Raw genomic sequence first — 15260 nt, 5'->3', positions numbered from 1 at the left:
GCCCGCCTCACGGAAATTCCCACCATGCTGAAGATCGAAAACCTCCACGCCCGCATCGGCGACAAGGAAATCCTCAAGGGCCTTTCGCTGGACGTCCAGCCCGGCCAGGTGCACGCCATCATGGGCCCGAACGGCGCCGGCAAGTCCACCCTGGGCAACGTCCTGGCGGGCCGCGACGGCTATGAAGTGACCGAGGGCAGCGTCCGGTTCGACGGGGTCGATCTGCTCGACCAGGACCCGGAAGCGCGCGCCGCTGCCGGCCTGTTCCTGGCGTTCCAGTATCCGGTGGAAATCCCGGGCGTGAACAACACCTACTTCCTGCGCGCGGCACTGAACGCACAGCGCAAGGCACGCGGCGAGGACGAACTCGATTCCATGCAGTTCCTCAAGCTGGTACGGCAGAAGCTGGCCGTGCTGCACCTGAAGGACGAACTGCTGCACCGTGGCGTCAACGAAGGCTTCTCCGGTGGCGAGAAGAAGCGCAACGAGATCTTCCAGCTGGCCGTGCTGGAACCGAAGCTGGCGATCCTCGACGAAACCGATTCCGGCCTGGACATCGATGCGCTGAAGAGCGTGGCCGACGGCGTCAATGCGCTGCGCGCCGCCGACCGTTCGTTCCTGGTCATCACCCACTACCAGCGCCTGCTGGACTACATCAAGCCGGACGTGGTGCACGTGCTGGCCGACGGCCGCATCGTCAAGAGCGGTGGCCCGGAACTGGCGCTGGAACTGGAAGCGCACGGCTATGACTTCCTGAAGGACCGGGTCATGCCCGAGGCGGCGGTCTGATGAGCGCCCTGCTTGATTCCATGGCCCAGGCCTTCTGCGGCAGCGATGCGCGCCGCGAAGTGCTGGATGCGGCCCTGCGTGATGGCCTGCCGGCCGCCCGCAACGAAGCCTGGAAGTACACCTCGCTGCGCCAGCTGGAGCGCCGTGCCTTCGCCGCCGCGCCGCTGTCGCCGCCGGTGCTGGATGTGGCTGTGCTGGAAGACATCCCCGCGCCGCGCCTGGTGTTCGTCAACGGCCGCCTCAGCGACGCACTGAGCGACACCCACGGCCTGCCGGCCGGCGTGCAGCTGGAACCGCTGTCCTCGGCGCTGGCCGCCGGTGAGGATGCCGCGCGTTTCCTCGGCCGCCGCTACGAGCGCAGCGACGAAGTGTTCGCCCGCCTGAATGCCGCCCTGGCCGATGAAGGCGCGGTGCTGCGCGTGGACGACGGCGTGCAGGTCGAGGCACCGCTGCAGCTGGTGTTCGCCAGCGTCGCCGGTGACACCGATCTGGCCTGGCACCACCGCCACCTGATCGAACTGCGTGCCGGCGCCAGCCTGGGCGTGGTCGAACACCGCTTCAGCGTCGGTGACTCCGCCCACCTGGACAACACCGTGCTGCACGTCCACGTTGCGCGCGATGCCGTGCTCAAGCATGCGCGCGTGCAGGCCGGCAGTGCACGCCAGACCAGCATCCTGCGCACCGACGCGGTGCTGGCCCGTGACGCGCAGTATCACCGCGTAGACCTGGAACTGGGCGCCGCGCTCAGCCGCCATGAACTGAACGTACGGCTGGAAGGCGACAACGCGCAGCTGACCGCCAATGGCGTGCTGCTCGGCAATGGCCGCCGCCACGTCGATACCCGCCTGGGCATCGACCACATCGCCCGCGATACCCGTAGCGAGCTGCTGTGGCGCGGCGTGGCCGCCAACCGCAGCCGCGTGGTGTTCCATGGTGGCATCCAGATCCGCGAAGGCGCCGACGGCACCGACGCGAACCTGTCCAACAAGAACCTGCTGCTGTCGGCCGACGCCGAGATCGACACCCAGCCGGTGCTGGTGATCGATGCCGACGAAGTGAAAGCCGCACACGGTGCGACCGTCGGCCAGCTCGACGCGAACGCGCTGTTCTACCTGCGCTCGCGTGGCCTGCCGCAGGCACAGGCGCAGGCACTGCTGAGTGCCGCGTTCTGCCATGAGCCGCTGAAGGTACTGCCGGACGCGCTGCGCGAGCAGCTGGCACGCCGCCTGGACAAGGCCCTGGCCGAGGCGGGTGTGGCATGAATCTTTCCACCCCGCGCCCGATCGAAGAACGCGCCAGCGCCCCTGACTGGGATCGCGTGCGTCTCGACTTCCCGCTGCTGATGCGTGAAGTGCATGGCAAGCCGCTGGTCTATTTCGACAACGCCAACACCGGCCAGAAACCGGTGCAGGTGATCGGCGCGGTGGATGAGTTCTATCGCCGCTACAACGCCAACGTCAGCCGCGCGGTGCATGCCCTGGGCAGCGAAGCCACCGATGCCTACGAAGGTGCGCGCAACAAACTGGCGCGCTTCCTCAACGTGCGCCCCAGCGATCTGGTGCTGTGCAGCGGCACCACCTTCGCCATCAACCTGGTGGCGTACTCGTGGGCGCTGCCGCGATTGAAGTCCGGTGATGTGATCCTGGTCTCGCGCATGGAGCACCACGCCAACATCGTGCCGTGGCAGCTGGTCGCGCAGCGTACCGGCGCCACCCTCCGCGTGGCCGAGATCACCCCGGATGGCGCGCTCGACCTGGATGCGCTGCGTGCGGCCATGACCCCCGAGGTCAAGCTGCTGGCGGTCACCCACGTGTCCAATGTGCTCGGCACGGTCAACCCGGTGCGCGAGATCTGCCGTGAGGCGCGCAAGCGCGGCATCATCACCGTGGTGGACGGTTCGCAGGCCGCACCACACCGCAAGGTCGACGTCGCCGCGATCGGCTGCGACTTCTATGCCATCACTGGCCACAAGATGTGCGGACCGACCGGCACCGGCGCCCTGTGGGCACGCCGCGAGCATCTGGATGCGATGCCGCCGTTCCTCGGCGGTGGCGAGATGATCAAGGAAGTCAGCTTCGACGGCACCGTGTTCAACGATGCCCCGCACAAGTTCGAGGCCGGCACCCCGAACATCGCCGGCTTCATCGGCCTGGGCGTGGCCGCCGACTACCTGCAGGACATCGGCCAGGAGCACGTGGAGGCGCGGGAAGCCGAGCTGCTCGCCCACTTCACCGAAGAGCTGCGCCGCGTCGAGGGCCTGCGCATCATCGGTGAAGCGCCGGAGAAGGCGGCCGTGGTCTCGTTCCTGATCGACGGCGCGCATGCACACGACCTGGCCACCCTGCTCGACCTGGAAGGCGTGGCCGTGCGTTCCGGCCAGCACTGCGCACATCCGTTGCTGCAGTACTTCGGTGTCGCAGCCACCTGCCGTGCCTCGCTGGCGTTCTACAACACGCACGCCGAGATCGAGCGGTTCATGACCGCGCTGACCAAGGTACGTAAGTTGCTCGGCTGAGGATTCGCCGGAGCCAGGGAAATACGGGAGCGCCGCAGGGGACTGCGGCGTTTTTTATGCGCGTGGGACGCAAGCCAGCAGAGGTCAAGCTGGGAAATGCTGAGCGATGCCAGGAACGGGCAATCTCATCGTAATGCCGAACTATTGCACCATCAGCGGCCTTGAGACACCGTCTTCTACATGCCAACAAGCATGGATACCCCGGAAGCAATCAAGAAGACGTACATCATCACGACGCCCCTCAACACCCACCGTTCACCCTGATGGAGCGCCTGCCCTTTGGACGAGAGGGCAAGCGCTGCGATACCACGCAAGCACCCAAGCCACCAATCAACTTTCATGATTCCGGCTGCAGCAAGTACTTCTGGCCGTTCGCGCTCGATCCTCAGCAACATCCTGTGAGCCACAAATGCGTTTATCCACATGGCACCTAGAATGATGGAAGCCCAAACCGGGTAACTCTCAACAAGGCTTTTCATCGCTCTTCACCTTGGCACTGCACTATAAAAATTCTCCAGACACGCTCCACCGTTCACATCAATCCGCAACTTCCGCTATACGGCAAACCCCTCCACCCACATCCGCCTCAACCTTGACATAGAGATTGTTCGTAAAATACACATCTCCACAGCAAACCACACGGGCATTATTCTCGTAGTACGTTACAACAAGCGAGGAATCAGCAGCGACCTCCGGTTTTGCAGCCCTGCTTTCGCCGACAGGAATTGCTCCCAGGTCAACCGCACCACCACCGACCTCCAAGCTGATGCCATGGATCACGTCCCTTCCAACATTCTTTACAACAATCACAGGATCCGAAAACCAATCACAACCTTGCAGCCCCAGTGAAATGACCACAGCTGCCAGGCATGAGCGGATTCGACGCACAGTGATGTACAGCCGTCGGTAGCAACATGACCCCAACCGTGCTGCAGCAGCAGTTGGAGTGAATCAGCCAGCTGCCGAAGGCCAAGTAGAAGATGGTGAGCGAGGTTCCGGACTCGCTGTCGGCGCATGCTGGGCGATAATCCACCCGATCTCCGCAATGAGGACAAGGCCCGCAATGTGTGGCCTGGTATTCCATAGGCTGTCAAGGGCCAATCTTGGATCACTTTCCGACTTTCGATTTATGGAGCATCTCTCGACGGATAGTCAAACACCAATGCAAATTCTCCCTCAGAATCGCTTTGAGGCAACTCAAACCTGAACTTCTTCAATGTTTCTCTAGCAGCAACATCGATCGCCCTATTTCTAGAGCTCTTGTCAATGCTGACATTGATCGGCTCCCCACGCTTATCAATCTGGAATCGAATTCTGACACAGGCGGCTTCGTATTCAGACCCCACTGGATCTCTCGGCACCCTAAATGACTCCCTGTGCAAAACGAGCGCTTCAGTCTTCTGAACCACTTGCGCCCAGCCACCGGACCTGCAATCACATCCCACGCCGGTCGCAACAAGCATTAGGAAAGCCGTGGTAATAGGAAACATCTTACTGCCCTCCAAGCAATGGCTCTGGCACGGAAATTCCAGAGTAATGCGTTCTTAGCGGCAATCCCAAATGCCGCCTGTATGGATTCTCTAAAAATCGCACCGCATTGAACTCATCGGCATTGGCATCAGAGGTGGCTGGGCTATAGCCAAAGACCGCTCCAGCTATTGGCGTATGACCAATCTCATGTGCAAGAAGCACATCTAATCCAGCACCAGAGAACTCTCCTCCAAATCTATTGGACGCCAAAAATTGGCGCCACTCAAGACTATAAGTAACGATATTAGTACCCGCATACCCACCCGAGAATACTGGAGGGTATCCGGAGCTTGGGAGGATTTGCTCCATGTCAATCTTCTGACCACTCAGCACCGCATGCCTGCCAATCGCCCCTCCCACAGATGACCCCAGGAACTTGCTCAAAGCAGAACGAGTTTCCTTTGGAAATTCGGACGGAGTTGCTTGCCCACCCAATGACGACACAGACGAATGTGTAAAGACCTTATCAACATTTCTCGCGTCCAAGCTTCTTGCAGATGAAGCCTTTGTTGTGAACTCACCTGTGCTCGCACATGTCCCATCACCATTTTTGATCCTCGATCCCGTGCATCGACCATCTGGATCATAGAAGCGATACGGATTGCTATTTGCGTACCGATAGCGGTTGAACATCGCAGCGGGGCTCTTGTAAACCGTGACCGGATCCACGCTAAGAAATAGCCCAATCTGCGGATCGTAGTAGCGCTGCTGCATATAGCTCAGCCCCGTACCTGAGTCTGTCACATGCCCCGTATACCCCGGCCCATCCTTCAACGGCCGATTGACCACCGCCCCGTACGGCTCATACACCGTACGCTCGATGATATTTCCGCTGGCATCGGTGATCGCCACGGGTGAACCGAGCGCATCTGTGTGGATGTACTCGACTACTTCCTGAGCTGCCGCTGGCGCTGCGCCGACCACCAGTGCACCCGACACGAGCGCCACGCGGATCAACATCGCAGAGAATCCGTTCATGTCTTACTCCCAAAGTACGCCGCGGGTGACCGGGAAGCTTGCCGACCAATCTGAACAACCGCCGGCATTGCACGCCCGCACCCGGTAGCTGCTGGCGCAGTACGTACCATTCCTTGACTGCACATAGGTCTTGGGACCTGCATACAGAGTCTTGCCGCCGGACGCCGGCTCCAGCTGGTACTCCGTCGCGCCGGCCGAGGCGACCCAACCCACCGTGCATTGGATCTGATAAGGCGCCGTCTTGCTGCTCAACCATTGAGCCTCAAAGAGATAGGTTGCCCCCGGTGGCAGCACCACGGACACCGTCGCCACTCCGGAGTTCAGGCTGCACCCTGCGAAGTTGCAGGCACGTACGCGATATGCGTAGCTGCCATTTCCACGGCTTGCACCAAAGCTGTTTCCGACGCCGTTATGCACCACCGTCCAGCCACCTCCGTTGGCGCTTTCCTCCAGCACGAAGCTCTCGCTGTTGGGCGGTATCGACCAGCTCAGGCTGTACTGCGGCACGTTCACCAGGCCCGGAGCACTGATTACCGGCTCGATCGTCGGTGCCCCGATCACCGCAACCGTCGCGGTGGCCGACCATGGCCCGCAGCCCGCGCCGTTACAGGCAGCAACCCGATAGCCATAGCTGCCCACGCCGCGCGCAGCGGTGGCATAGGAGCTGGCGTTGCCGTCGAACAGTGTGACCCATCCCCCACCATTGCTGCTTTCCTGCAGGGTGTAGCGTGTGGCACCGGCCACTCCATTCCAGCCAATGCCGATACTGCCTGGTGCAGATCGCGCCGGCGCGGAGACGCTTGGCGCAGCGGCAGGCGGATACACCACTGCCACCGACGCCGTGGCGCTGTATCCGGTGCATCCCACCGGATTACATGCGCGGATCCGGTAGCTGTAACTTCCTGCGGCCTTACCACTGAATGCCTTGGACTGACCGGCTGCGTTATGAACCTGACCCCATGCACCTCCGTTGGCGCTTTCCTGCAACTCATAGCGCTCGGCGCCAGACGCTGCGGACCACCCCACGTTGTAAGTGCCATTGAAGGCTGTGGCGGGCACCGTCAGTGCGGGCACCGTGGACGGTGCCAGCGCCACAGCCACTGACGCGACGTTACTCCATCCGCCGCACACCGCACGGCAGCCGCGCACCCGGAACTGATAGGTGCCGGTAACCAGGCCAGTGCTGGTGAACGACTGCGCCGAGCCATCGAAGACCGTACTCCAAGTGCCGGTCAGCGCACGCTGCAGTTCATAGCGGTTGGCGCCACCTGCCGGACTCCAGCTCAGGCTGACGCTGCCCTGGGTCACGTAGCCGGGCGCACTCAGCGCGGGCACGCCCGGCGCCGCCGCACCATGCACCTGCGCCACCAGGCTGCCTGACAGGTACAGGTAGTCGGTCTGTTTGCCTGTGCGTTCGTTTCGCTGGAAACGCAGCACGCCGCCGTTGTCGTAGAACGAGTAGATCGCGCCGGCCCCTTCCGCCGATGCTTTCACGCGTCGGCCGTGGGCATCGTATTCGTAGCTTTCCGCCGTGCCGACCGCGCGCAGGCGGTTGCCGAAGTCGAAGGTGAACGGCTGGCCATTGCGGATGGAGAGGTTGCCCTGCACGTCGTACCCCAGGCCGGTCACCGTGGCACCACTGCCGGTCTCGACCACATTCACCAGCCGGTTGGTCGGATCAAAGTAGTGCGTGCGATCCCTGCTGCCCACCTTGGCCCGGCGCAGATTGTCCAGCGCGTCGTACTCATACAGAGCATTGCCGAATCCCGGTGCCATCACGGTGCGCAGCCGGTCCAGGCCGTCATAGGTCATGTCACGGTTCCCCGGCGCCCCCGGCAGGCCGTCGGAGATGGCCATGACATTGCCGCCAGCATCATAGTCGTAGCTGTCGTCGAGCACCGCAGCGGCGGCCGTGGCGTCACGGCTGCGGTCGGGCAGGCCGCGCGCGTTCTGGGTCATCGTATGCACGACCCCGTTGCCGTAGACGAACCGTGCCAACGCACCATTGGCGAAATAGGTGGCTTCCTTCGCATAGCCACCCACTGTTGTCGCTCTGCCCAGGGCATCGGGTGCATAGCTGACGACCCGCCCCCCGGGATAGGTGTTGCTGGCCAGGGTACCGTTGGCATCGTAGCCATAGGCGAGGTTCAGCGTGCCCAGGTCCGGGTGCTGCAGCGTTTCGCCAGTGAGCAGGCGCCGCCGGTTGTACTGGTATCGGTTGATGACGACCGGTCGTGCCGCATCGTTCTGGGTACTGATTTCCGCCGGCAGACCATCGGGCGTGTAGGACCATGATTGACTGCCGCGTCCATCCGGGAAAGTCAGCATCGATAGGCGATTGGCGGCGTCATAGCTGCGCTTCACCGCGCGACCACTGGCCAGCGCTTCGCTCCGGTTGCAGCCAGCGGTGCTGGTCAGCCCGGTACCGGCCGCCGACCACAGTACATTGCCTGCCGCATCATAGTCCTGCACTGTGGCGCCGGTTTCCGGCTCGATCGTCTTGCACAGTTGCTGATAGGCGTCATAGACATAGCGGCGGGTCAGCGACTGGCTGCCGTCCGCGCTGCGTCGGGTAATGGCCAGCGGCTTGCCGAGGACGTCACGCTGGATCTCGGTCACCACGCCTTCCGGATGCTGCAGTGTCAGCGGCATCTCATAGGTTGGCTGGTCATACGCCAGGTGCCGCGTGGTCGTGGACTGGCCGCGCGGGTTGGTCGCCTTCACGGAAAGATTGCCCACGTACTCGGTACGGGTCGCCAGTGTGCCCAGCTCCGAGGATTGACTCACGAGCACCGGCCGGCCCAGCGCATCGTACTGCGTGGTGGTGCCGTCCAATGCCGCGCCGATGCTGGAAAACTGCCGGGTCGGATAGGAGACGAACACCGTCCTGCCGCTGCTGTCGTAGCGGGTCACCACGGCACTGTCGCGCACGTTGTTGGCATTCTCGGTCACAAGCACCGGCCTGAACATGGCATCCAGGTAGGTATCGGTACGCCTGCCGCCCTGCGTGCGCGAATGCTTCCAGGCACCGGCCGGCACGCCGAACTGCGCGCTTCCCAGACGCTGCAGGTCCATCGTTACGCCATTCCAGTTCACCGTATCGCCGGTGGGGAACTGCTGGCTGCGCAGACGCCCCATGCTGTCGTAGCTGAAGCTGGTGGTTGCGCCGGTCTCGTCGGTCAGCGAGGTGATCCAACCGTTGTCGTCGACGGCAACAGTGCGCACCGCGCCATTTGGCGCCTCGGCTGTGGCCGGCATCCGCAGTTGCTGCGGAACACCGCGCTTCCACCCCGACAGATGGCTGGTATTGCCGCGGCCATCGGATACCGATGCCACGGTGCCGTCGGCCGCATAGGTCACCTGCTGTGCCAGACGACCGAATGCGTAGGCGCGCAAAGGCAACGCTTTGGCCGTGTCGAACTCGGTGCGGGACTGTTCAATGCCATTGAGGACGCTACGCGCGGACTGACCGTTCACCCATAGCGCGGGATTGTCGTAGTAGGCCGTGGCGCTGGTGCGACTCTGTCCGGCGGAATTTGCTTCAACGACGGTGACTTCACGTGCAAATGCATCAAAGGTCTGCACGGTCCGGCTGAACTGCACACCGTCCTGCTCCACAACAGTGGACTGGACAGGGCGGTTGTAGTGCGCCTTGAGGTCATTCGCACCGTACTTGAAGTCCTTGCCGGCTTCCTTCGGGAAGGGCGCCGCGTCCAGCTGGGCATCCGGATAGTAGTTGTTGCGGTCAACGCGCACGACCGAACTACCCGATCGCGTCGTCGTCGACAGTAGAAGACCATCGTTATAGGCGACTTCCTTGCCGAATTCGTATACGCGTACGACGCCATCCGGCAGCGTCTCGGTGGTGATCTTCGGCTCTGCCTGGCCTGCAGGGATTACCGGACCGCCCAGATCCTGTGCGTAAGCCCCGTTGAGATTGGTGTACTGATAGGTCCACTGCGCGGTGGGAATGCCCGGACCACTGATGGTCTTGGCCACCAGCGACATCGCATCACGGTAGACCGGTGTGTAGTTCCAGCCTTCTGCGATGAGATGATTGTCGCCAGAGGTCTGGCAGTCCAGAGTGACGTTCTTGCGCCCATGGCGGAATGGGCGGAACAGGAACGTTCCCAGTGCACCCGATGGATGCTGGACGGTCATGGTGATTTCGCTGGGCACGATCTTGTTCACACGCGAACAGGTCGCCGGGTATTCCATGTAGTCCCAGATGTTCTGCCCGGTGTACTCGGCGTACTTGTGCGTAACCGATAGCGGCGGCAGGCTGTAGGTCCACTGGGTTCCATCGGGCAGCGTCACCGTCCGCAGGATGTCGGCATCCGTATAGCCGTAAGTCCAGGTGCGCCCGGCGGCAGTTGCAGAGGCGATCAACCCGTTCGATTGGTACGCAAGGCTGATTTCGCGGCCATCGCTTGCGGTGATGCGCTGGAGTCGGGTACCGGACCATTCATAGCGCACCCAGTTTCCGAAACGATCAACAATCTGCGAAGGATACAGGTGAACTCGCTTGCGCCCCAACTGGGCGTTGCTTTCCGGTCCGAACGGCTGCAGGGTCGCGGAGCTGTTGGGGCGAGCCACCATCCAGTCAAAATAGTATTTGGTCCCATCCGGTGCATGTCCCAGGAATCCTTCGCCGGCCTGTCCGCTTTTCAATGCGGCCAAGCAGGTGAATACCCAACCGCCTTTTGTATTCCATGGCGCGGGCTGTCCCAGCTGCGGCCGGGGTTGCCGCGCATCGCCATTGCCGCCCAGCAGTGGTTCGCCCCCACCTCCGGGCAGCGAAAGCCGCACGCCATCCCAATAAGTGTGTGGATTGAAGTTGACCTTCTGAGTGTTCCGGCGGTTCCAGACCTCCAGCGTTGGCGGAGCACCGACGGTGGTACAGCGCGCGGCCGGAATCCAGTGCCCTTGAGCTGCAGTCTCGGGGAGATCGCCATAGACACCTGACAGCGACGGAACATCCAGATCCCAGTCGCCAAGAGGACTTTCACTGCTGCCGTCGCTGGCTGATCGGCTGCGACTAAGCGCGACCGGGAGTCCGCTGTTGCCCGGCAGCGAGATATCGGTAGCCTTGAAGCTGATCGAGCCGTCATAGAGATTGACCTGCTCGCCGAAGATCTCGCCCTTCAGCGGCTCGACGAGATCACCGTACTTCAGGCGCTTGTCGTACTCCTGCCGCCAGGTCGGGACGATCTGCGCCAGGCCCACTGAAGGAAGCCCGATCGCGGCCAGCAGCAGAAGAAGCGTCGAAAGGCCGGCCGGGCCAGACTGGCGCGGGCGGAGCGTGGCACGAGACCGCATGGGATCCTCCTTGGATCGTCCGTTCCTTGAATGCGTGCACGTACGCGACAGTCGCAACGCTGGCCGTGCCACGCTTTATTTATGAACATGGAATGAAGGCGGCGTCAAGGCTCCGTTCACGACAGTGCTTCCATCGGCGGTCGAATCCCCGGCTCGCATCGCCAATGCAGAAGGGCGTGCGGCCTGACCCACGCCCCACCTAGAATGGCGCCATGAGCACCCTGACCTTCCGCGCCGCTACGTCGGCCGATATCCCCGCCCTCATCTCGCTGGTGACCTCCGCCTACCGGGGTGACGCCAGCCGGGCCGGCTGGACCACCGAAGCCGACCTGCTGGACGGCGCCCGCATCGATGCCGAAGGCATCCAGACCGACCTCGACCGGCCCCGCTCGACCATCCTGCTGGCGGAGCGCGAGGGCCGCCTCGTGGCCTGCGCCCACGTCGCCGATGTCGACGGCAAGGGCTACTTCGGCATGTTCTCGGTCGATCCGGCCCAGCAGGGTGGCGGCGTCGGCAAGCAGCTGATGGATGCGGCCGAAGCCCACGCCGCGCGCGAATGGGGCGTGCCGGTGATGCAGATGACCGTGATCGACGTGCGCGACGAACTGATCGCCTTCTACGAGCGCCGCGGCTACCGCCGCACCGGCATCAAGAAGCCGTTTCCCTACGGCGACGAGCGCTTCGGCATTCCCAAGCGCGACGATCTGCGCTTCGAGATCCTGGAAAAGCCGCTTGTGGGAGCCACCGCATGAGCGATGCGTGGACCTTCGTCTGCGCCGGCAGCGACCTGCTGCCGGGTGAAATGAAGAGCGTGTTCGACGAGGTTACCGGTACGCCGATCGTGGTGTTCAACCTCGATGGCGAGCTGTATGCCCTGGAAGACCAGTGCACGCACGAGGAATTCGAGTTGTCCTCCGGCGAGTTCAACACCACCGAAGGCAGCGTCGAGTGCGTGCTGCACGGTGCCCGCTTCGACGTGCGTGATGGTCGTGCCCTGTGTGCCCCCGCGTACAGCCCGGTCCCCAAGTTCCCGGTCAAGCGCGAGCACGACGCCATCTGGACCCGCGACGACCGGGACTGACCGGCCCATCCGCCCCGCCTGGGAAGGGCCCTGCAGGCGCCCACAGGGCCGCGAGTGGCCAGGTACAGACCTCCCGCAACACCGAAGATGCGAATCATTATCGTTGCTGTTACTCTACGTAACATCTTCGTAATGCCCATCGCCGCGCCATGGCCTCGCCCGCGCCCATCGCTACGCTCTGCCAGCTTGCCCGCACGGGCGGGCCGCTGTTGGCTGCGCTGCTGCTGGCACTGCTGCTGGGATGGTCGGCGCTGCATGAAGGGTCGCGCAGCTCGCTGGTCACCACGCCGGCGCTGCAGGCGCAGGACAGCCTGCCCGCAGCGCCTTTCGGCACGCCGCCCCGCGAGCAGGCCATGCCACGGGTGGAAGCCGAGCCCGATGACAGCCGGAGCATCAAGTCCCCGCTGCTGCGGCAGTTGTGTGGCCCGCTTCCAGTGCCGCCACCGGTGCCGGCAACCGCGCCGTCACCCTACCCGGCCCCTGCGCTCCCGTCGCGCTACCACTACCCCCCCGGCCAGGCGCCTCCGTCCCTGCTGAGCTGACGCTCTCCCCGGCCGCGCCCGGGCGTCCGGCGCTTGCCGGACCTCCACCTCCGATCCCGCTTCGAGTCCGCTTCCGATCCTGCCTGCCGCGCCGTCATCCGGCACCGGCGGATCGTTCCTGTCCCGCTACCCACCCAGACCCATGAACCCGATCAAGAGCCGCAAGCACGCCTCCCCACTCCGCAACCTGCCGTTGGCGACCGCCAGCCTGGCCGCCGGCCTCGGCCTGGCCACGCTGCCCGCGCTGGCCCACGCCGAAGCGACCGACAATGCCCGCACGCTGGACAAGATCGACGTGCACGCCACACATGGCTACAAGGCCGACAAGGTCGCCTCGCCGAAGTTCACCCAGCGGCTGCAGGACACCCCGCAGACCATCCAGGTCATCACCAGCGACCTGTTCAACCAGCAGGGCGCCACCACCCTGACCGAAGCGCTGCGCAACAGCCCGGGCGTGGGTACCTTCTATGCCGGCGAGAACGGCAACACCACCACCGGCGATGCGCTGTTCATGCGCGGCTTCGACACCTCCAACAGCCTGTTCGTCGATGGCGTGCGTGACCTCGGCTCGATCTCGCGCGACGTGTTCAACATCGAACAGGTGGAAGTGACCAAGGGGCCAGCAGGGACCGACAATGGTCGCTCGGCGCCGACTGGCGCCATCAACCTGGTGAGCAAGCAGGCCACCCTGCAGGACGCCACGTCGGCCAGCGTTTCGCTGGGCAGTGACCAGCAGCGCCGGACGACCGGTGACTGGAACCAGTCGCTGGGCGCGACCAGCGCGCTGCGCGCCAACGCGATGTGGCAGGACAGCGACCAGCCCGGCCGCGATCACGTGCAGAACAAGCGCTGGGGCCTGGCCCCGTCGCTGGCGTTCGGCCTGGGCACGGCCACCCGCTACTACCTCAACCTGCTGTACGTGAAGCAGGACAACGTGCCCGACGGCGGCGTGCCGACCCTGGGGCTGCCGGGCTGGACGCCGCAGCCGACACTCGAAGCCCTGGCCGGGCATCCGGTGGATCCGGAGAACTTCTACGGTACCCGCGCCGACCACGACGACGTGACCGCGAAGATGGCCACGTTCCGCTTCGAACATGATTTCAACGACAGCGTGCGCCTGACCAATACCGCGCGTTGGGGCCGCACCGAGCAGGACTACCTGCTCACCGCCTTCATGGGTACCGGCGCGCTCGGCGCCAATGGTCGTCCGACCGGCAACATCGGCTACACCAACCCCGCCGACCGTTCAACCTACACGATCGCGCGCAGCCTGCCGACCTTCAAGGACCAGCGCAACACCATCCTGACCGACCAGTTGAACCTGCGGGCCGACTTCAGCACCGGCGCCATCGGCCATGCCCTGAGCGCAGGCCTGGAGTTCACCCGCGAAGAACTGGACAGCTACGGCCAGGCGGCCACCGGCGGCACCAGCTGGCCTGCCGCGAACCTGTACGACCCGGACTGGAACGTGACCGGGCTGACCTGGGCGCATAACGGCGCCGATGCCCACGGCAAGACCACCACGTCCTCGGCGTATCTGTTCGACACGCTGGCATTCGGCGACAGCTTCCTGCTGACTGCCGGCGTGCGTGCCGACCACTACAAGACCGAGTACGCCAGCGCCTCGGTCTGCGGCGGCCGGAGTGGCCCCGCCTGCGGCAGCAATCCGGCCGGCACCGTGCTGCGCAACCCCACGCTGGAGGCCTCCGACACTCTGTTGAACTGGAAGCTGGGCGCGCTGTACAAGGTGGGCGACACGGTCAGCGTGTATGCCAACTACGCGATCTCGCAGCAGCCCCCGGGCGGTGCCAACTTCCAGCTCAGCAGCTCGGCCAGCAGCGCCGACAACCCCAAGCTGGACCCGCAGAAGGCCAAGACCTTCGAGGTCGGCAGCAAGTGGGCATTCCTGGATGATGCACTGGCCGTCAACCTGGCGTTGTTCCAGACCGACGTCGACAACGAGATCAATACCACCGTGCTCGACGAGGCCGGCAACCCGACCCAGACCGGCAGCAAGCGCGTGAAGGGCGTGGAGCTGTCGGCCGTGGGCCGCCTGACCGACAACTGGTCGGTGTCTGCCGGTTTCAGCCACCTCGACACCGAAGTGAAGGAAGGCGCCAAGGTCGCCGCCGACGGCACCACCAACCTGACGTACACGCCGGACGATACGTTCACCGGCTGGACCAGCTACACGCTGGCCCACGGCATCACCGTCGGGGGTGGCGTGCGCTACGCCGCCGGCATGCATCGTGGCACCGACGGTGCTGTCGGCACGCCGTCATTCACCAAGTCCTACGTGGTGTACGACGCCGTGGTGTCGTGGGCGGTCAACGAGAACATCTCGCTTCGCTTGAACGGCTACAACCTGTTCGACAAGGCCTACGTGGCCAGCATCAACAAGAGCGGCTACCGTTACACCCCGGGTGCCCCGCGCACCTTCCTGCTCAGCGCGGACATCCGCTTCTGATGTCCTGGCGCGGGGGAGCCCGGCTCCCCCGCGCAACGA

General features: G+C 63.9%; 12 protein-coding genes. 7 read left to right on the top strand and 5 right to left on the bottom strand.

Annotated elements, in window-relative coordinates; genetic code table 11:
• Nucleotides 1-24 precede the first annotated feature (24 nt).
• Genes sufC through AC06FB_RS06335 form a run of 3 tightly spaced genes read left to right on the top strand, consistent with a single transcriptional unit; the run spans nucleotide 25 to nucleotide 3304 of the window.
• Nucleotides 25-789: a Fe-S cluster assembly ATPase SufC gene (gene sufC, locus AC06FB_RS06345; RefSeq protein ID WP_322522860.1), complete on the top strand. Its 765-nt coding sequence runs from the start codon at nucleotides 25-27 to the stop codon at nucleotides 787-789.
• The gene (gene sufD, locus AC06FB_RS06340; RefSeq protein ID WP_065182414.1) at nucleotides 789-2051 is read left to right on the top strand and encodes a Fe-S cluster assembly protein SufD; all 1263 of its coding nucleotides are present in this window, start codon (nucleotides 789-791) and stop codon (nucleotides 2049-2051) included. The genes sufC and sufD overlap by 1 nt, the downstream gene beginning before the upstream one ends.
• Nucleotides 2048-3304, top strand: coding sequence for a cysteine desulfurase (locus AC06FB_RS06335; RefSeq protein ID WP_065182415.1), 1257 nt, complete (start codon nucleotides 2048-2050; stop codon nucleotides 3302-3304). The genes sufD and AC06FB_RS06335 overlap by 4 nt, the downstream gene beginning before the upstream one ends.
• A gap of 176 nt (nucleotides 3305-3480) precedes the next feature.
• Here AC06FB_RS06335 and AC06FB_RS06330 read toward each other — a convergent pair whose 3' ends face one another.
• From AC06FB_RS06330 to AC06FB_RS06310, 5 genes are all read right to left on the bottom strand, one after another.
• Nucleotides 3481-3783 (bottom strand): hypothetical protein, encoded by a 303-nt coding sequence (locus AC06FB_RS06330; protein ID WP_414487670.1) that lies wholly within the window; start codon nucleotides 3781-3783, stop codon nucleotides 3481-3483.
• A gap of 58 nt (nucleotides 3784-3841) precedes the next feature.
• Nucleotides 3842-4162, bottom strand: a complete 321-nt coding sequence (locus AC06FB_RS06325) for a hypothetical protein (protein ID WP_164151750.1) — start codon at nucleotides 4160-4162, stop codon at nucleotides 3842-3844.
• Nucleotides 4163-4431: 269 nt separating this feature from the next.
• The gene (locus tag AC06FB_RS06320; RefSeq protein WP_227255417.1) at nucleotides 4432-4767 is read right to left on the bottom strand and encodes an energy transducer TonB family protein; all 336 of its coding nucleotides are present in this window, start codon (nucleotides 4765-4767) and stop codon (nucleotides 4432-4434) included.
• A 28-nt stretch (nucleotides 4768-4795) separates the two neighbouring features.
• Nucleotides 4796-5812, bottom strand: coding sequence for an RHS repeat-associated core domain-containing protein (locus tag AC06FB_RS06315; RefSeq protein WP_279942443.1), 1017 nt, complete (start codon nucleotides 5810-5812; stop codon nucleotides 4796-4798).
• Nucleotides 5813-5815: 3 nt separating this feature from the next.
• The gene (locus AC06FB_RS06310) at nucleotides 5816-11131 is read right to left on the bottom strand and encodes an RHS repeat domain-containing protein (RefSeq protein ID WP_478053472.1); all 5316 of its coding nucleotides are present in this window, start codon (nucleotides 11129-11131) and stop codon (nucleotides 5816-5818) included.
• Nucleotides 11132-11343: 212 nt separating this feature from the next.
• Between AC06FB_RS06310 and AC06FB_RS06305 the strand changes: the two genes are divergently transcribed.
• The 4 genes from AC06FB_RS06305 to AC06FB_RS06290 all read left to right on the top strand — a co-directional run bounded on the left by AC06FB_RS06305 (nucleotide 11344) and on the right by AC06FB_RS06290 (nucleotide 15221).
• Nucleotides 11344-11883, top strand: a complete 540-nt coding sequence (locus AC06FB_RS06305; protein WP_180875383.1) for a GNAT family N-acetyltransferase — start codon at nucleotides 11344-11346, stop codon at nucleotides 11881-11883.
• The gene (locus tag AC06FB_RS06300) at nucleotides 11880-12212 is read left to right on the top strand and encodes a non-heme iron oxygenase ferredoxin subunit (RefSeq protein WP_053516647.1); all 333 of its coding nucleotides are present in this window, start codon (nucleotides 11880-11882) and stop codon (nucleotides 12210-12212) included. Before AC06FB_RS06305 ends, AC06FB_RS06300 begins: the two co-directional genes overlap by 4 nt.
• Nucleotides 12213-12361: 149 nt before the next feature.
• Nucleotides 12362-12754, top strand: a complete 393-nt coding sequence (locus tag AC06FB_RS06295) for a hypothetical protein (RefSeq protein WP_053516646.1) — start codon at nucleotides 12362-12364, stop codon at nucleotides 12752-12754.
• Nucleotides 12755-12896: 142 nt separating this feature from the next.
• On the top strand, nucleotides 12897-15221 hold the full coding sequence (locus tag AC06FB_RS06290; protein WP_478053471.1) for a catecholate siderophore receptor Fiu: 2325 nt from the start codon (nucleotides 12897-12899) through the stop codon (nucleotides 15219-15221).
• The last annotated feature ends 39 nt before the right edge of the window (nucleotides 15222-15260 follow it).

This window comes from Stenotrophomonas sp. Steno-C15, from assembly GCF_056393265.1.
The sequence above is the reverse complement of the archived record's forward strand: the minus strand, read 5'-3'. Positions and strand labels throughout refer to the sequence as shown.